Source organism: Sulfuricurvum sp. (genome assembly GCF_028681615.1).
Taxonomy (GTDB): domain Bacteria; phylum Campylobacterota; class Campylobacteria; order Campylobacterales; family Sulfurimonadaceae; genus Sulfuricurvum.
Map to the genome: position 1 here is coordinate 1 of NZ_JAQUHV010000015.1, position 18,434 is coordinate 18,434.

The following is an 18,434-nucleotide window of genomic DNA, read 5'->3' on the forward strand; positions in this document are numbered from 1 at the left end:
TTTTCTTTTTGACAATACCGAATGAAACACTCTTGTACGCTTTCATCATCGAGCATTTCTATACTATGCCCGATAGTTCCACCTTTCCATGACCCCTTACGTTTTCCAACTTCTGCACTAAAATGAAGATCAAGAGACGTTGAGATGATTGGTTTGTTAAAATATTTTAACCATCTGAAAAACCCAACACCATGTTCCCATCTTCTTTGTTCAACGGTACATGATGCAGTAATTTTTTCTCCATCAAAATCAAGAAAGTCAAATTTTTTATTTGGCTGAATCTGTTTAATTTCCCATGAAGCATATGCTCTTGTTACATCACACCATAACTTTCTATCAAGAGTTAGGAAATGACGATAAATATGTTTTTTTTCTTTCCAAGGCAAAAAACATGACCATCTATTTTCTTTTATATTGCTCCAACTAAGCCCGTTTGAAAATCCTTCTTGTTTCCCATATTTGATTTGCAAAAAATGACCATCTGAGATAGTTATTCCAAATTCTCGTTCAGCGTACTGAGGATATGTTTCTTTTGAGTAGGAATTAAAATAGTCATATTTGAATGGTTTGATATACTCTTTATCAAAATAGATCCAGTAATGACCCCAAGGTAAAAACAAAACAAGTTTATTTTTTGGATACTCATCTCTATCACCAGTCATGAACTGAAATCCAATGCAATCCCAAGGTGTTTCTTTTTTAATTTTCATTCTATTCCTTTCCAAACAGCTTTCAACTTAACCGCAAAATCCCCATCAGAGCATGTTTTCATAACAACCGAAAAACCGCCTAAATCACGGATCGCTTTGAGCTCGATATCGCTAAATCCATGCTCCAACTCTTCCCCTTCGATATCGAACCGATCCGCCTTACCGCCATCGAAGAGGTCATGCATTGTTTTCAGACACTTGATCCGGAACTCATCCATAGGGCTCTTCACGTCCGCCGCCCCATTTGCGATTTTTTTGGGCTCTTCTTTACCCTCGTAATCCATCCATCTCTTTGCATTGAGCCAAGATGAGGCGAGTTTTGCCTCTTGCCAAGGCTTTTCTGATAGGTCGGATATATAGTGGCGAAGCCCAAACATGATTTCATTGAAGTGTTTTGAGAATTTTGCGAACACTTTGCATGAATTTTCGCGGTCTCGGTAGTTGATAGTTTTGTAGAGTTCCCAAAATATGACCCAGTTTGCATGATCCAATTCACTCATCTTGGCCTCATACTCTTTGCGCGGAGCAGAATCCGCCGGCGGATTTTCACCGCTCTTAGGAGTCGCCGCCCCATTTGCGATTTTTTTGAGACTGTGAATCTCTCTCCAGAGCTTGGTAGTTCGCATCTTGAAGTGTCCTGACTTCTCAACGACACCGGTGCAAACGAGAGTATCAACTGATCGAACCATAGTTCGGCTCGAAAAATTGAATAATTCCCCGATCTCTTTAGACTTTTTAAATGCCCAAGGCTCTTCGTTATAAGGAGAGTACGCATAGAAATCGATTGCGGCGGCTATGAGGTACTCATCTACACTCAGCCCTAGTTCTGCCCTGATATCGTTGTGGATCGTCGTGGATAGCATCTATTCGCTCGATTTAGGAGTAATGCCGAAGATATGATCGATGCTTACTTGGTGCTTGATACAAGCCTCAACAAGATTTTTCACTGGGGCAGTTCCTCTTAATTTTGCTTTTGCTATTGCAGTCCGATCTAATTCTAGGATTTCTGCCAATGCTTTATCACTTCGAGCATTGAATGCTACTTTGGCTTTTGCAAGTGCTGCTAAGTATATTTCGGATTTTTGCAACTTATAGCCCTTTTAATTGTGATTTTGTTGTATAATAATACATGTCAATCAAGTTAAGGTTGAATTATGTCATCATTAAACTTAAACTCTAATTAGGATAATCCGAAATGAAGTTAATATTTTCCGAAGTCATGGAAAGACTTAAAAATGAATTGGGCTTTACTGAAGATCAGCAAATGGCAAAATATATGGGAATGTCAAATGCTGCTTACTCTGAGCGAAAAACACGCGACTCACTACCGTATGAAAAAATCATTACCATCTGTCGTGAACGCGGTATAAGTTCAGACTTTATCTTTACCGGTATTCGCGGAGAGCTGAATGGAAAGATAATTTTTGAAAGTGATAGATCAGACATAGATGAAACAAAAATGATTATTGTCCCATATTTCAAAAATATCAAATCAATCCCTGATTCATTGCCAGAACACCCCGGATCGGTATCGTATATTGTTCTCCCAAAGAATGATTACCCAGAGCTGCTCAGAGATGGCCATACCCTCAATGCAGTTGGAGCAGATGATGATTCTATGGAAGGTACAATCCTAAACGGAGGTATTATGCTCTTTGATATCAATGATCATGGAATAGAGTCGGGTAAAATTTATCTCGTTAGGACCGGAAGCGAGAAGATGATCAAACGAATTTTCAACGACCCGTCTACCCCTGATCAAGTGCTGCTAAAATCAGATAACATTTATTACCCTCAATTTGATGTAAATCGCAGTGAAGTAGAGGTGATTGGTCGCGTTGTTGTCGTTTACAATCGTGGAAAACTCATTTAAAAGAAGAGAGAAAACACAATAAAGATACTTAATCTTTCTTATTATAGTAAGAGACACGCCAAAATGACACTTTAAAAACGCCATTTTGGCACTTTAACCATGTTTCTAACGTGCCATTTTGGCACTTTGACACCGCGCCCCATTTGAAATTTTTTTTCATGCATAGCTGGACTAATCTGTAGAATTTTTTGAAATTTTTTATAGAATGGTGCATTTATGGAATGGGGTGTATATACGCCCGCCCGCGTGGGGGAATTGCCCCCCTCCTATTTCCAATATGCCTTTTTTTACAGGGCTGTGATCCGAATAAAATATGACACTTTCCTACCGATTTACCAATTTTCTACCACGATTTAGGCACGAATTTAGTAAAACGTGACAATACCATGTAATAAAACGCTGTGTATAGTGGGGTTCTAAGCTTTTAGGTTGCAGAACCATACGTTCTTTTACCCATAGCGTGACAGCTTTTTTAATCAATCCGCCGGCGGATCATCCCAACTTCATTACCCGATCAAATCCTCTCCCTCCATCTTTGGAATTGGACACTTGGACTCGTCCTTTTTTTCACCCGGAACCCACGTTTACGTCCAAAAAACAGAGAAAAAGCTCGGGGGTTATTACTTAATTGATAAGAATCGTTCCGATAAAGCCTAAAAATCAGCCAAAAAAATTTCAAATGGGGCGCGGTGTCGGATGAGGAAGGGGTAAAAAAATCACAAATGGGGCGGCGGTTTGTGCGCGGTGAGAAGCGTGGTATAATACGTGAGAACGTAGAAACGATATTGATGCACCATTGCCCTACCTAAGATACATTCGTGCCTTGTAGAGGCTCTGAGAGATAACTTTAAAAAGGATTTTGATGAAAATGTATGCATATCGGATAAAAATAGGTTTATATACTGTATCAGCATTCACCGTTATTTTCTTCTTATTTGGTGGAACCTTTATGAGTTTTAGTAACTTATTTGGTTCGTATAAAGAAATATGGCTTCGTATAGGTTCTGCAATACATATTATGGGTGTAATAGGATTATTATATTTATGGAAAAAGAAGCTTTGCCCATTATTTAATACCACAAAAGCCCCAATGTTTCTTATATTTTCATCGTGGTATACCTCTATTCCATTATTTATAATACAAGATGATGAAATTATCCAAGAAGGATATGGAACTGTAGAATATGATGGTCATGGTGCATACTTAGATGGAGAGCCAACTATAGCGACCCACATGATACATTTTGACCCATCTATACCGCATATTTATATTTTACTGATCGCTTCAGCTCTATTTGTTTGGTTTTGGGATGACATAAAAGAAGAGATTATAAAATCATGGTGCGACTAAAAACATAGTTAATAATTATTAACGACCCATTACGCTAAAATGACGTACATTAATGCATTAACATGCATATATTTACCGTCACGGAGCTACCACCCATGTCCGAAGAACTCAACCTCATTAAAAAAGTCTGTCGGGATCATAGCCTCACCTACGCACAGCTTGGTGAGCGGATCGGGTATGGTGAAAGCTCTATACGTCAGTCGGCATCTACTGGAAAATTAAGTGAACCTCTCCAAAAAGCTATTGAACTCTACCTCCGCACTATTGATCTCGAAAATCAGGTACAAGAGTATCAAGAATTCAAAAATTTCCTCAAAAAAGCAGTTCAATAAGACATTATACATATACTAATCAAACAAAATCATACAAATTATATATGTTTACTATTGACATAATATAAAATATGTATTATTATTCTCTTTGTGATACATTAAATGTATCTGTTCCTTGAAACAGAGAGATTCCCAATCATCCCCCACCTCTCTTTATTGTTAATAACTTTTGCCTATCGGTTATGGAATAATTCACAAAAACCTAATTACAAGAGGAAACCCCATGAGCGACAAAGACCGCATAGAACTAACATGCAGGGTGCTAGGTATCACGCAGATACAGTTGGCAAGAATGTTTGAAGTTCTCCCGTCAACAATCAGTGAATGGAAACGCAGAGGGCTACCAACAGGGGCGAAACTCGCCATGCAGCTAATGATTGCACACCCCAACAAGATTGACTCGATAGACGCGCAGTTGAATCTTGAACGGATAAAAATCATGCAGCAACAGCTCGCTCATTTCGAAGCCTACCTCCTCGCCCAATAACACTGCATCGTTTCAATACGTAACAAATCAAACCAATCAAGATAATCCGAATTAATACTTAATAATTTGTGCTTACCTGCTTAGTTATATTCACAACATCCGAATGGATACACAAAAAATTAATTAAAGGAGTTCCTATGCAAATCATAGAACTGCACATTAAAGACCAAGTTATCGGCACAGAGCTGATCAAAACCGTAAACGCCCGTGAGCTTCACGCATCACTCGGAGCACGCAAAGACTTTTCAAGTTGGATCAAAGGGCAGATTAATAACCTTGGACTCGATAAGGGAGTAGACTATGCCTCGTTCACCCTAAAAGGTGAGCGAGCAATCGGAGGGACTACAAGTATCGAATATACCCTCTCCCTCGATGCCGCTAAACACATCGCAATGGTATCCCGAACTCCTCAAGGCAAAATCGTCCGTACCTACCTAATCGAGATCGAAAAACGATTCTGGGCAGAACGTGGCATATCCGATACCCCACTCGATCAAATCGCACGAGGTGAAGCCCCAAGTGTCCCACATCAGGTGAGTGCTATGGTCGAACGATTTGAGAAAAAGATAGATGATTTGGAAGCATTCCAAAAAATCCAATACGATGCGCATGTCCGGTTTAGATACGAAACGATCGAAACCCTTGATGCGATCCGATATCAGCTCACAGAATTGCAAGGTTCTATCGGTGATAAACGCCTTACACCATCACAGCGTAAAAAACTGTATGAACGTGTGTTGAGCAATGCAAAAGATTTGTCCGATGAACTCAGACTCGATGATGGAGTCGTAAAACTCGCTGTGTTCTCAAAACTAAAAGAGCATTTCAACGTCGATCACTACACCGAAATCCCATCACGAGAATTTGACTCGGCTATCGACTTTGTAGATACCATCGATATCTCTAAAAAACGAAGATAAGGAGCCTCACATGGCATCTCATATAGAACAAATCAAAACAGCCATTACAAAACTGGAATTTCTAAACGGAGCTATCGCAAACGCTCCTGAGGGGACTCTCCGTATGGAGGGTTTATATTTCACATTTGCAGGGGTGATCGAAGAGATCAAATCAGCACTGGACGGTGTAGAAGACCGCCCAGCATACGCCGCTATCAATAAAATAGCATCATAAAGGAGTCGAATATGTCAAAAGTACTCTCTAACGCTATCGGGGTTTCGCCAAACACCGATAAAGCCTATGATAACAACCACGCTCAAAGCAACGTCATAAAATCCGTATTCCATACGATCCTCGTTCCGCTAGGGTTATCGCTTGGATCACCCATCGCCGGTTTAGTCTATTTTATCTTAACGATAGTTGCGTATTCTACCATCTTCCGCGCCGAAAGTTATTATGTCTTCGCGATTATCAAATTCGTTGCCGCACTGATCGCCCTAGCCTCAGCATGGATCTCGTTCCTGTACTCTGCCGCATGGATCGGACATACGCTATGAGAGTGAGCCCCGAAACCCAAGAAGAGTTCGAGGCGCTCTATACGTCATTGACCGAACTCTACAGCGAATACACCCTATCGGCCAAGATAGCCGCACAGATCGAGAAAACCACAATGGCGATCTACATGTACTTCCGTCAACAGTTCACCGGTGGCAGCGAGGCATACAAACGATCCATCATCACAGCGATGAAAACATTATTACCCGAACAAGCAGGAGAAGCAGCATGAAACCTAAAACCCAAGACCTAAAAGAGTTGGCAAAATACGCAAAATGTCACGGCTACACCGTAGAGATCAAATCCGATCACATCGTCGCAGCAAACAACAACGGAGCAGTCAGAACCGGATCGATGGAGACATTGAAAAAAGTTGCAGGGGGTGGAAAGTGAGAATAGCACACTGGGATGTAAAAAAAATATGTGATAAAGATTGTGAAGATTTTGATTTCATCATTGAAATAGATATCCCCTTAACTTTTGATAGAAATCTTCTAAAGATAAATGGAGATTTTTATTATAAATGCTCATGGGATATGAAAAGAGATATCATCTTTGTAAAGCGAATAAATCCTATTTTTGAAGAAGAAACATATGGGGAAGATGAGATTAAATGCCCTCATTGCGGGGCAAATAAAAGTGATAGTTGGGAGTATTCAGATAGTAGTGACTCAGAGGAATGTCAATCATGCGGTAGCATATATAGCTATCAAAGAAATGTAGAGGTGTCCTATCAATCTACGTTAATTACAAAAAATGAAACCTATGACGAGGTAGTATCATGAAAACCCTAACCATAGCCAGTACCAAAGGCGGAATGGGAAAATCCACCATCACATGGAACATCGGAGCCGCTATCCGTGAGAGCGGAGCTTCCATCGCTTTTATTGACATCGATGTTCACTCTACTCTTACCCATACGAACGATGCGAGAGTTGCTTCAGGACTGGAACCGCTCACGGTGCTCAGACCCAAAACGATTCAAGAGTTGGTAGACTTCATCCAAAACACAGAAGTTGACTATATCCTCATCGACGTAGGCGGATACGATTACGACCTCGGACGTGTAGCCATCGCTATCGCCAATCAGATCATCATCCCCATCTCCGAAGACCCCACAGAGATTTTCGGCTTTCAGACGTTCGCGATATTCCTCGCACAAATCGAGGAGCAGTCTCCATTGCCTCCGATCACATTCGTAATTAACCACGCGCACTACAGAGCATCTACGTTCCCAAAAGTGCGCGAAGTAGCCGCTCTCAGACCGACCGCCACGATAGCAGAAACGATCATCCGACGCAGAGCGGTGTATTCCGCATCGATGGGAACAGGTATCGGTGTAGCAGAACAACCGGCACGATACGCCACTGCCGCCGATGAGATCACACGACTGGCACGGGAGGTGATGGGATGAATAATATCGAATTTAAAGCTCTCATAGAAGAGCAAAAAAAACACGTTATCAAGCGTCACGCTCAATACATGGATATGAGCCTTAATGGAAAATTGCACAACAACGACAAAGACTTTTCGACATACGTTTCATACTCAAAATCCGACTTTGATCTCAGCCGATGTGATGATCTAGATGAATTGATTGAACACTTACAAGAGTTCAAAACATCATTACAATCGCAAAGTAAAATGTACGGATTTCACACTGACATTGAGATTTATGCAAGCGAGGATTATGTCGAGCGATCTCATGTTAATGCAATATGGTATTACGTTAGAACACTTAATGATGAGTTCATTGAAAATACGGCAATTAAATTAGCAACGGATATTTTATCAGAGGTAATCAAGCCGGATGGATATGATTTGAAAGCTCGTAAGATTGACCATAAACTGATACCTCTTTTTCTCGGAGGATCTATGGATATAGAGGCTCTGAGAGAACTCACATACAACATCGATCTATGTGATTATTGAGGAGCAAACTATGACCCAAAAATTCAACCCCGCCCTCCTAGCCTCCATCGCAGCCGGTGCATCACTGGGAACCAACACACCCGATGTCACCGACACCAATGTCGGAGACATCCCCATCGCCCGCATCGACCCGAACCCATATCAGCCCCGCCTCGATTATGATCCGATAGTCGTTCGAGAACGTGCAGACTCCATCGATAAACACGGACTCCTCCAGCCTATAGCCGTGCGACGAAACGGTGATCGTTATACCCTCATAGCAGGGCAAACCCGCCTAGAAGCGCATAAACTCTTAGGACGAGAAACGATCAAATCCAACATCATCGATGCTTCGGATGAAGATATGGCATCCCTCGCCCTGATCGAAAACGTCCAACGCTCCGACCTTCACCCCATCGAGATCCAAATCGCCCTATCGCGTGAGCCGTTCGCTTCGATGAAAGATGAAGAGATCCGAGGGATCACCGGATACTCCCTCACCAAAATCCGAAACATCCGATCCATCAGCCGACTCTCTCCGGAGGTAAGAGAGCACCTAAGCACTCACCGCCCCTCCATCGGTGTCGAACTACTGGCCGAACTGCAAAAGTATCCGGAGCACACCCAAATCGGAGAATATCACCGTATCCTTAGAGGTGATACAAACCGATCTGATCTTCGTATGACATTGCAGCTTATAAATTCAAAGCAAAAATTCCAAAAAGACCAAGAAGACTCAAAACGAAATCTCTTTGAACAATCAAATCATTCATACTTTATCAGTAAGAGTGATCTCGATATGAAAAAGAAAAAAGCGTTTGAATCAGAGCTTACCGAGCTAATCAAAAAATACAAATCGAAAGGTGTATAATATGCAGAATAGACACCGATTAGGAAGAAAAATGAATATACAATTTAACCTGCAAGGTTCTACTCCATGGGCAGTAGATAAGGGGATATCTTTCATAGCAAAAGTAGACGGTAATAATGTAACTTGTACAGTTACTAAGGAGTATTTAACTGATTGTGACCCAGTAAATAAAGAGCGGAGTGATATTGATAAATTCAATGCAAACAAATATCGTATACAATCGATAGCTGAGGATAAAATCAGAAACAAAATTTTCCCTGTTATAATCAATAAATCCGACTTAAAATAAAATCCGCCGGCGGATCGTAGCTAGGCTGTTACACAAGTGCACAATACCCACATAAATTAGGATTTATACAATTTTATGTCCATATTGTTGCAAATTTGTGGTATATTTTTTAGTGCGTGCACTGCAAATCGGTTCACACTATGGTAAAATTCGCGTCCACAATTACTTTAAAGGTCTTATATGCTTCATAAAGCTACCGTATCAGATTTAGATGCACTATTATCTGATTGGTCAGAGTCTACATTACCGTATGGTGATGAAGGAACAGTTTATGCTAATGACCTTTATGAAAAAGTAGGAGCGTTAAAGAAAAGTATTGCAGAACCTGATAATCATGCCTATATCTTTAAATTAGTAGATGGCAGATCACGGGCTTTACTTAGTATAATTCATGCAATGCCAAGATCAAGTGCACCTTGGATAAAATTACTTGATCTTGATTTACACCCTGATTTAGTTCTTGGTGATTTCAATCATGATGATGTTGCTGTAGCTTTAGGTTCATCTATTTTTGACTCGATGGCTCTTTTATTCGCCGATTATGCTATGGCAAAAGAGTTAAAGATTTACGGGCGAACAGAGAGTATGATTAAAACTTTTGATCGTTTAGTAAAGAATAAAGCATTAATGGATATCCTTGCTGAAACCGATATTATCTGTAGTAGAAACAAGCATTGGCTTTATTTTAGAAAAATAACCCCATTACAAAAATAAGGAAAAAAAGATGAAAAACGCAGAAAATGTAAAAGTAGCTCTAATTGAAGCAGTATCTTTGGCATTGGAAGAACATCTAAAAGAAAACGGAACACTTAAAAACCTTGATTGGTTTAACGTATCCGATAAAACAACTGATTTTTATGCAGAGCAGTTACAAGAAGTAACCGCAGCATAATTTATAGAGGCGGCCTAACTCGCCTCCTCCCCTACCCCATCTCACCCCCAGTACCATTCCCCTGATCAGCTACTCCACCCGATTGTGAAATAAAATGCTGAGCACGCGCCGCATTGACGAGCGACTGTGATTCGAGATTCTTGATCTTACTCTCCATCTGTTTAAGGGCGAGCTGTACTTGCTGCTGCTGCATCTGAGCCTCTTCCGGATTACCGGCATTTTTCTCCAGTTCCATGACGAGTTCCAGCATCTTATCCGCTGCCGGTGATTGCACATCGCGCAGAAGCTCAGGGAAATACCGCTGAGCGAGCAGAGGATTGATCTGAGCGGCCGCTTTGAGCAGTTCCGTACCCTGAGCATAGCGCTCACCGATAGCCCCGTTGTTCTGAGGGATCATCTGCATCGTGATGTCGTATCTCCCTACCATGATCTTATTGCGACGTTTCGGGATACCGTTCTCACGCACTACTGCATTGTAGCTGTCTCTCTCGATCTCATTGATCGTAAAGTATTTCTCCGCTTCATCCCTCTCCACGATACGGAAAATCTGCTCCGCATCAAAATACTGCTGGACATAAAAACATCCTATTCGGTAGAAATCGAGATCCTGATTCTCACTGCGTGTAAGGAACCGCTGTAACCCTACCATCCCCGCATTCTGCCGTTTCTCTACCGCAAACCCGCTCAAACGGTTCGACGCAGTACCTAGCGCCTCATCATTGAGCCCTATGATCTCCTGACACTGCTTGCGGGTATCGATGATCTGCTGCATGAGATACTGGATCTCCGCATTATGCTTGATCTCTTTGATTCTACCATCACTGATTGCCCCGTCGCGCATTTTGACGACGGCATCATCTTTGCTGTACTCATCCGCAAATACATCCGGATCATCCACCGCCCCCTCTTCATAGAGCAGTTTCGTACTTCCGAGCATATTCGCGATACGAAGGTGTTTGAAGTTGATGCTGTCCTGTAACGGCATGATATCCTCGAACAGCCCGTACACATACCCGTCTTTCTTTTGAAACAGCTTACGGATGGCAAACGGGAACCCGTCGAACAGATACGGACTGTCCCCGCATTTGAGCATTGTGTTATTGCTCCAGATATACCATCGCGTCACCCGCTTACCGAGTGCTTTATCGTACTCTTTTGTCCACGTCGTCGTGACGAGGATACGGTGACGATTCATATCGCGTGATCCGTATCGGTTGCGCCACTCGTTCTGATCATAATCGTTCGTATAGTTGCTGTCACTTAGGAGAGTATCGACGAGTGCGGCATCAAAATGCTCATACAGTGTTTCACGATCCAGCCATCGCACACGGTGAAAATACCGCGCATCGGAATAGTCAGGAGACTTCGAGTACGGATCGGGATACGCTTCGTTAAACGGTACGTGGAACCCGTGGATCTCTTTTTCGCTGTTACCGAGGATATCGGTACTCGGCAGGATACGCACCGACGCTTCCATCACCGAGATACCGGCGATCATCAGATCCTCGTCGCATAACTCTTTGTGAGCATAAAAATCGGTACTGTCGGGGATAGAGTTGAGGACATCCCCGATGATCTGCCCCTCTCCCATATCGACACGCTGGCGACCTTTTACGCTGACTTTCTGCTCATTCCCCAGCTTGTACCCCAGGATCTTGTTCCCGATCTTTTTATACTGGTTCTCCCACTGTATCGGCTGACCGCGTGAGCTGAGTACCGCTATCGTCTCAGGATCGAGCTGATCCCCGTCAAAATACCGGCGATGCTTATTCGCATTGGCTCTCCAGTCACGTGAGAGCTCATAACTCTCAGTGAGCATTAAACGCAGTTCCACGACCGTTTTCATCAGTTACCCCCGAACAATTTTTTCATAGCGTTCTCATTTTTCTTTAGATTTTTATCCGTTACTTTAGGATCATAGGTTTGAGTATTAACCCCAAACAGTTTGAGCATTTGTTGTTTAGTAGTACGTGGTACTACATCTTGGTATTGCTTACGTTTTTTCTCTTCGACAATCTGCCCTTTAGCAAAATCATAGATATTCATAGCCTCCATTGGAACCGGTATCGCTTTATCTACAACGAATCGCCCGACGTTCATCATCTCTTGAGCATCGGTTTGTTTACCGCTTCCGATGATAGGACGACCCGAATAACTATCGGTATGTTTTGGCAATGTTGCTACAGCAGCAGATATTGGAGGCCCGCTCAGTAAGGTAGATGCAGCAAAATTAGATGAAGCATCAGTTGCCCCTTTCGTTGCCTCCCATAGGGCATGGACGGTGGAGTGTGATACTTGATACCCGCGTGCTCCGTCGATAACGGCTTCCATAGGGATAGAGGCGATATCAAATCCGGGTAAAATACGATCGATCTTGATTGTATCGATATGCCCATCTTTATCGACGTTATACCCCAGTCGTCTTCCTACTGCATCCGTTGGTAAATCGGCGTTAGATTTCCCTTCCATTTGCATAATTGTTTCAGATAGTACCATCGGAGCACCGATCACTGCTACTGCCCTCCATTTATTCTGCTTAGCAAGTTTCAAAATATTTGGGAGAACATAATACGTCCATGAGATAAAAGGAGCCGCACCGCTATCCCGTAGTTTTCTCACCCCGCTTGGGAGTGGACGGGTATAGTCTGGAAGTATTGCTTCGATCTCACGCTGTGCATCAATCATGTTGATATTTTTTTGACGGCGTGTAACATACATCGCTAAACGTACCAACCCATCTTCCGCTTGATACATACCCTGAGCAACCTCATTCACTTTGCCTAGGGCTTTACCTACTCCACTCTTTTGTTGCTTGAAATACTCAGACCCGCCATAACCATGCAGGATATCTTGCAGTTGTGATTTACCGAATAACCCGATTTTCACTGCCTCCATGACATAAGGGTTATCTTGGATTAATGTATCCAGTTCTTGCAGTTCTTCACTGCTTGCCTGACCCGCCGTTTTTTTAACCTTTAAATCCTCGATACGTGTATGCGCTCTCATCATCCTATACGCTTCATCGAAGTTTTCAAAAGGGTTATTATCCCCCGACAAGAAACGGAGCATGATATTAGAAGAGAAGTTATTAAAATGCGACCCCGCATTCCATACGGTTTTACTTTGTTTCCAAAATGACAAAGCCCCTAACCATTTTTTAAACCCTTCCCCCATCTCTTCCATACGGATTAAATCCTGCGCTACACGTTTATCGACCCATTGGGTAGAGAGCGCCCCGTATCGTTTACTGTTAGGCATTTTGACCCAGCCCATCCCCTTCATTACTTCATCGTCTTTGACTTCTCCCTTAAATACGATAGTAGGATCATCCGCGAGCTGTTTAAACATCCGAGCCGTCTGTACTTGATTGGCTAAACGTGCCATCGTATTAGGGACAGTGAGTGCTGCATTTTCGATCTCACCCATCGCCTCACGCTCACCCTTAGTCCAGTCACGATCAAATACGACTTTCCCATTATCAAAATCGATTTTTACCCCACCTGCTGTTTTTTCACCTAAATACCCTTTTTCTGTAGCATCAGCTATCAGTTCGTCCATATTGGAGTTAAAAGTATCTAAAGGCTCTAACCCCTTAACAACCCCAAAATCATTTAGGTACTTATATGCCTCTTCAGCCTTATCGGTAACGAGCTGTTTACCCCGTTGGTACTCTTTCGGCAGCCCTTTAGTGATAACATGCGGTTTTTCCTTAGCCCCAAACCAATGCTCATCATAGAGACGTTTTAGATATTGATCTCGATACGCATCACGAGTTTCAGCATCGATCATTCCCAGTTCAAAAAGCTCCTCAGACTGAGCATTTATTCTGGCATTGATCGTATCCCCTAGACGTTTTAAAAATGCATACGGCTCAGGCAGTTCCGTAATATCTTTGACGATGTACCGCTGTAACATCATATTGGTTTCCAGTTCCATCTTCGAGAGAGCTTTATGCAAGACTGTAGCATCGGCAAAATCCTGAGCTACCCCTGCATGTTTCAACTGAGTTGCCGTTTCATAAGCTTTTGGCAGAGTAAAATGAGTATGCGCCCAGTCTTTTAATGCCTCTTTGACGATATTCTTATCATCGATTAATGTTTTAGCGATAGTATGATTCACGAGATTTTTAATCCGCTCTTGGCTCATATGATGAATATCACCGACGAGTTTACCGACAGCAGCACGTGCGGTTTTAGAGAGGAGCAATGTCCCCCCAGTGATACCCGCCATCCCCAATACTGCCTTTACCGGATCAAACGTGATATTCCCATTCTCATCCTGCCCCACTCCCGCTATTGCTCCAAATCCATGAGCATAGAGCGCCTGACCGTTTTTGGCGATATCCTCTTTCATCTTGGCATTGACGGGAAAACTCCATACCTCTACCCCATTCGGAAGCGTTTTCTTCTCTACCGTTACTCCCCATTTTTTCGTGTACTTTTTGGCATAGTCTACGAGGATCTTGTCATAGAACCCTTTCATCCCGTCCCCGCCGATATCGAGTGCTTCCCCCTTGATCTCATGGATGCCTTTGTGGACTTCATTCTCCATCAGACGTTTCGCCGGTTCTTTCCCGATCAGGTGTTCGAGTTCACCCTCATCCGCGTTTTTGTACATCACCGATTTGCCGTCTTTGTAACCCTCGATGACATGATAATTTTTATTGTATACGAGACGATCTACGCTGTGACTCATCGCATATCGATTCGCCTGTGTTGCACCGTCCACCCACGCGACACGATCATACCCCTTGGCCACCGCTTCATCGATGAGCTGACGCATACCGAACTCATGCCATGTTTTTGACATAGGGGCATTAGGTACATTTTCACCTTTACGCTTTGCCTGCATCCAGTCACTTTGGATCTCTTCAACGAGGAGCGTTTTATCCCCATCGATAATAGTATCTTGCTGACGGGTATGGAGGAGTACATTTGGCTCATCCCAGTGGGATGAAGAATAACTTCCTTTACTATCGGGTAAAGTCGTCAACTCTTCGCGATAATTTTCCCCACCATCCGTGGAATACTTTTCATACTTTGGAGCTTCGAGAACCTTTCTCTCCATCACCGGATTGGCAAACGCCCCCTCGATCTCCGCTTTCGTAATCGACGTTTTCCCCTCTACCGCTTTAGCGATTCCGCTATGGAGGATCTCATCATCTTTTACCCCGTTGTTTTTGAGGTACTTGATAAACGCCTCACTCTCCATCTTCGGAGGCATCTTCTCGATAGCTCTTTGTGCCGCACTGTAAAATCCGCCGGCGGATTGTGGCTCTTCTTTCGCCCGTGAAAACTGTACTTCTTGACTATCCGTACCATTCGGGTGTATAATTTCTTCATCCAGACCCTTTCCGTCGATCATATGATCGCTCGGTGTTTTAGAGGCTATGCCTTGTCCGACGTGAGTCGCGGGGTCTGAGTGTTTAAAATACTTCACATGACCATCCGGTACTTTCATCATACTTTTTACACGATCTTCACTGACATCAAAAAATGTTTTAAGTTTTAGTCTGCCATCCCCATCTTTAGTAATCCCGATCAGATGCGTCAACCCGTCTTTCTCGATAAACGGTTTATAGTACGTAACATTCCCTTTTACTTTTTCTTCCACAACAAAAAGAGGCTCTTTAAGCGTAGAGTAAAGCGCTCCTGATAAATGCTGACGATCTGCATAATAGGTATTATTCCCTGAAAAATGGCGATAGGTTTCACCGGCATGCAGACGTACATCTCCGGCAGGAGTTTTCAATGTTACCCATGAATGTGTCCCTAAAAGATCGAAGAAATCTTTTTTACCGATAGGCTCAGGCAGCTCTATTGCCTCTTTAGCAAGAGCATTCATATTGATGCGGCCGCTCTTAGGGTCAATATACATTTTTTCGATTACTCTGGCATGGAGCATCGTATCTTTAGAAATAATTTGGTTATCCCCGCGCTTCACCGCCCCCCATGCCATCGCAGATAGATCCTGCGGTGTCAGTTTGAGACGCATCGGGCTGATACTGAGACGGATCAGCTGCTGTTTGATCCATGCGATCACACGACGTGCGATTGTAGTATCCGGATGCGCTTGAATCAGATATCCCAGTGCCTCCTCATCGACTTTATGTGCAGCGGTATTTTCAGGGACACGCGCATACGCTTCTTTGATGATCGGGTCATCGCTTTCGCGCATTGTACTGAGGATACGGTTAAACTCTTTATCCCCTGATCCCGCTTTACGTAGATGCACCCCCACTTCATGCATCACCAGCCCGCGTACCTGTGAATCGCTCCACTCTTTAGGGATATTATCCGCTACGATATAGGCTTTCCCCTCATGGATAAACCCGTGTATCCCATCGCTGCTATCCCCCGCTTTTTTGAGTACGGCTTCGGGGATATCCGCTTTACTAATCGTTTGCAGGATCGGAGATAACCGGCTATCGATATCCTCTCCTACCGCAGAGCGTACCGATTGCTTCATCGATTCCATCGTATGGACTTCAGGTACACTTTCCCCCTTTGAAAACGGGATATCCACCTCCTCTCCGGTAGCTTCATCGATATACTTGTCCCCCTCTACTCTCCCCGTAGGCTCTACAGGACGATACTCCGGATGATTATCCAGTACATCTAAATCCTTTTTAAACTTCTCAGAGAGTTCGGGAGTCAGGCCGTTTTTCTCATACGAGGCGATATCCGCTTTCGTGAGGCTCATATCATGAGCATAGTTTTTGACATCCGTTTCGGGGATTACCGTCGTTTCATATCCTCCGCCGTTATTTTCATGGATGAGGATGCGGTCACTCTCACGGATATTCGGGCGCTCCGCTTGCTTGGCGGATACATCACGTCGCATATCTATCAGCTCTTGGAGACGCGGATGCGACTCGATGGCCTCTTTGTCCGCTTGGAAAGCTTCTTGTGCTTTTTGCTGAGCTTCGAGTTCCGCTTTACGCGCCATTGCTTCTTCATGCGCCGCTTGCACCCGTGTATCCTGCTCCGCTTGCGCTTTGACTTTTGGATCTACCGGGGGGATTTCTTCTTTGGGTGCGACATTGATGTTGTTAGCAGATGCAGAATCCGCCGGTCTTATATCCTCTGGGTGTGGATTTGAGGTAGGAATCTCTTCATTTTTGTGACTGACATTGATGTCGGTTGCAACCTCTTCTTTTCCTGTACTGGGAACTTCTTTCGCTATTTCAATCTCAGGTGCACCATACTCATCCGCTATCGCCTTGGCAATCGCTTCATCTTTAGCGAGGACTTCAGGGGCTGCTTTGGGCTTTGGTAGGTCGATACCCATAGCCTCCGATGAGCTTTTTAAAATATCATCCGCCGCATCGAATATATGCTGCTGCCCTGCGCTCAGCACCTTAGTTTCTCGTATCTTAGCAATATTGGCTGCACGCCCTACTGCTTTGACTGGGGCCCCGACTGAGTTGAGGGGATCGGCGATAACCCCCTCAGCGAGTACATAATCAGGATTTGCATCGGCAAACGTTGTAGTCCGCTCCCCGTTTCTATACTGATAATCCCCGCCAAACTCTTTCGCTATTGCTTTCCCCGTCTCTTCCCCCCCGATTACAGAACCGATAGTAGTAGGGATCGCCATCATAGGGCGGGCAGGGTTAAACTGATCGGAGAGTTGTTGGAGTGCGGGTTTTTTAGACTCTTCGATTTGAGCTGTCCGTTTTTGATTCTGTTCTTCGCGTTTTTGATGCCCGACTTCGAGCTCAGCAGCTTGCTTTAACGTATCCATATACTCATCGCTGCGTCTGCCCATAGCATACTGGTTTTTAGCCAGTGCATATTTTTCGACCGCACTTATAGGCTGAGTCGGTTTTTCTTGATCTTTTTCATACGCAGAAGCTACGGCTTTAAATGGAGCCGTAACCGCATCTACGACTTTAGTGAGAGTACTTTTTTCAGGCTTTGGAATAGACTCAGTAAGATACTGTTTATACACAGCATTTTTATCCGATTGTGGCATATCGGCATAATCTTTTCCGGTGGCAATATTCTCTATAAAATATTGACGTGCCACCAGCTTCTGATCCGAAGGGTTCATATCTAAAAATTCTTTACTTTTAAATAGCTCTTGGTTCATAATCATCCTAATATGGTTCTTTGATTCGATAATAACTACTTTACAGTTTATAAAATAGGGTGAGTAATCACCAGCGCATCGTTTCAATGAGTATAAATAATTTTGGGTTTATAAAATAGCGGGGGTAATTGAGATAGACGGACTTAATACTTTTCGACACCGCTTCATG

The 18,434-nt window shown here is 43.4% G+C and carries 21 protein-coding genes; 16 read left to right on the top strand and 5 right to left on the bottom strand.

The features are described from left to right. The 3 genes from PHE37_RS11390 to PHE37_RS11400 all read right to left on the bottom strand — a co-directional run. Window positions 1–710 (bottom strand): hypothetical protein (locus tag PHE37_RS11390; protein WP_300008647.1); only part of this gene is annotated, 710 nt, incomplete at its 3' end. Continuing rightward, entirely contained in the window at window positions 707–1,573 is an 867-nt protein-coding gene (locus PHE37_RS11395; protein ID WP_299993540.1) for a hypothetical protein, read from the bottom strand. The genes PHE37_RS11390 and PHE37_RS11395, both read right to left, overlap by 4 nt. Beyond that, window positions 1,574–1,798 (bottom strand): helix-turn-helix domain-containing protein, encoded by a 225-nt coding sequence (locus tag PHE37_RS11400; protein WP_299993539.1) that lies wholly within the window; start codon window positions 1,796–1,798, stop codon window positions 1,574–1,576. It abuts the gene before it with no gap. Window positions 1,799–1,905: 107 nt separating this feature from the next. On the opposite strand from PHE37_RS11400, the gene PHE37_RS11405 reads away from it, so the two are divergent. The 16 genes from PHE37_RS11405 to PHE37_RS11480 all read left to right on the top strand — a co-directional run bounded on the left by PHE37_RS11405 (window position 1,906) and on the right by PHE37_RS11480 (window position 10,171). Next, entirely contained in the window at window positions 1,906–2,583 is a 678-nt protein-coding gene (locus tag PHE37_RS11405; protein ID WP_299993538.1) for a LexA family transcriptional regulator, read from the top strand. Between the two features lie 862 nt (window positions 2,584–3,445). After that, window positions 3,446–3,934, top strand: coding sequence for a hypothetical protein (locus PHE37_RS11410; protein WP_299993537.1), 489 nt, complete (start codon window positions 3,446–3,448; stop codon window positions 3,932–3,934). A gap of 95 nt (window positions 3,935–4,029) precedes the next feature. Continuing rightward, on the top strand, window positions 4,030–4,266 hold the full coding sequence (locus PHE37_RS11415) for a transcriptional regulator (RefSeq protein ID WP_299993535.1): 237 nt from the start codon (window positions 4,030–4,032) through the stop codon (window positions 4,264–4,266). 283 nt (window positions 4,267–4,549) lie between these two features. After that, on the top strand, window positions 4,550–4,753 hold the full coding sequence (locus PHE37_RS11420) for a hypothetical protein (protein WP_299993534.1): 204 nt from the start codon (window positions 4,550–4,552) through the stop codon (window positions 4,751–4,753). A gap of 137 nt (window positions 4,754–4,890) precedes the next feature. Further along, the gene (locus PHE37_RS11425; protein ID WP_299993532.1) at window positions 4,891–5,673 is read left to right on the top strand and encodes an antA/AntB antirepressor family protein; all 783 of its coding nucleotides are present in this window, start codon (window positions 4,891–4,893) and stop codon (window positions 5,671–5,673) included. 10 nt (window positions 5,674–5,683) lie between these two features. After that, window positions 5,684–5,887 carry a hypothetical protein gene (locus PHE37_RS11430; protein ID WP_299993531.1) on the top strand — a complete coding sequence of 68 codons (204 nt, stop codon included), beginning with the start codon at window positions 5,684–5,686 and terminating at the stop codon, window positions 5,885–5,887. 11 nt (window positions 5,888–5,898) lie between these two features. Further along, entirely contained in the window at window positions 5,899–6,210 is a 312-nt protein-coding gene (locus PHE37_RS11435) for a hypothetical protein (RefSeq protein ID WP_299993530.1), read from the top strand. Beyond that, on the top strand, window positions 6,207–6,440 hold the full coding sequence (locus PHE37_RS11440; protein WP_300008649.1) for a hypothetical protein: 234 nt from the start codon (window positions 6,207–6,209) through the stop codon (window positions 6,438–6,440). Before PHE37_RS11435 ends, PHE37_RS11440 begins: the two co-directional genes overlap by 4 nt. Next, complete coding sequence (locus tag PHE37_RS11445) at window positions 6,437–6,601, top strand: hypothetical protein (RefSeq protein WP_299993528.1); 165 nt, start codon at window positions 6,437–6,439, stop codon at window positions 6,599–6,601. Before PHE37_RS11440 ends, PHE37_RS11445 begins: the two co-directional genes overlap by 4 nt. Further along, the gene (locus PHE37_RS11450; RefSeq protein ID WP_299993527.1) at window positions 6,598–6,993 is read left to right on the top strand and encodes a hypothetical protein; all 396 of its coding nucleotides are present in this window, start codon (window positions 6,598–6,600) and stop codon (window positions 6,991–6,993) included. Before PHE37_RS11445 ends, PHE37_RS11450 begins: the two co-directional genes overlap by 4 nt. Beyond that, window positions 6,990–7,622, top strand: coding sequence for an AAA family ATPase (locus PHE37_RS11455; RefSeq protein ID WP_299993526.1), 633 nt, complete (start codon window positions 6,990–6,992; stop codon window positions 7,620–7,622). The genes PHE37_RS11450 and PHE37_RS11455 overlap by 4 nt, the downstream gene beginning before the upstream one ends. Next, entirely contained in the window at window positions 7,619–8,140 is a 522-nt protein-coding gene (locus tag PHE37_RS11460; protein WP_299993524.1) for a hypothetical protein, read from the top strand. The genes PHE37_RS11455 and PHE37_RS11460 overlap by 4 nt, the downstream gene beginning before the upstream one ends. Window positions 8,141–8,150: 10 nt before the next feature. Next, a complete protein-coding gene (locus PHE37_RS11465; protein ID WP_299993523.1) occupies window positions 8,151–8,990 on the top strand; it encodes a ParB/RepB/Spo0J family partition protein in 840 nt (279 codons plus the stop codon). Window positions 8,991–9,021: 31 nt separating this feature from the next. After that, the gene (locus tag PHE37_RS11470; RefSeq protein WP_300008651.1) at window positions 9,022–9,279 is read left to right on the top strand and encodes a DUF1488 family protein; all 258 of its coding nucleotides are present in this window, start codon (window positions 9,022–9,024) and stop codon (window positions 9,277–9,279) included. 180 nt (window positions 9,280–9,459) lie between these two features. Then, window positions 9,460–9,993, top strand: coding sequence for a hypothetical protein (locus PHE37_RS11475; RefSeq protein ID WP_299993520.1), 534 nt, complete (start codon window positions 9,460–9,462; stop codon window positions 9,991–9,993). A 10-nt stretch (window positions 9,994–10,003) separates the two neighbouring features. Further along, a complete protein-coding gene (locus tag PHE37_RS11480; protein ID WP_299993519.1) occupies window positions 10,004–10,171 on the top strand; it encodes a hypothetical protein in 168 nt (55 codons plus the stop codon). A gap of 31 nt (window positions 10,172–10,202) precedes the next feature. Here PHE37_RS11480 and PHE37_RS11485 read toward each other — a convergent pair whose 3' ends face one another. Both PHE37_RS11485 and PHE37_RS11490 read right to left on the bottom strand, forming a co-directional pair. Then, entirely contained in the window at window positions 10,203–12,017 is a 1,815-nt protein-coding gene (locus PHE37_RS11485) for a hypothetical protein (RefSeq protein ID WP_299993518.1), read from the bottom strand. Next, complete coding sequence (locus tag PHE37_RS11490) at window positions 12,017–18,265, bottom strand: hypothetical protein (protein ID WP_299993517.1); 6,249 nt, start codon at window positions 18,263–18,265, stop codon at window positions 12,017–12,019. Before PHE37_RS11490 ends, PHE37_RS11485 begins: the two co-directional genes overlap by 1 nt. Window positions 18,266–18,434: the final 169 nt, after the last annotated feature.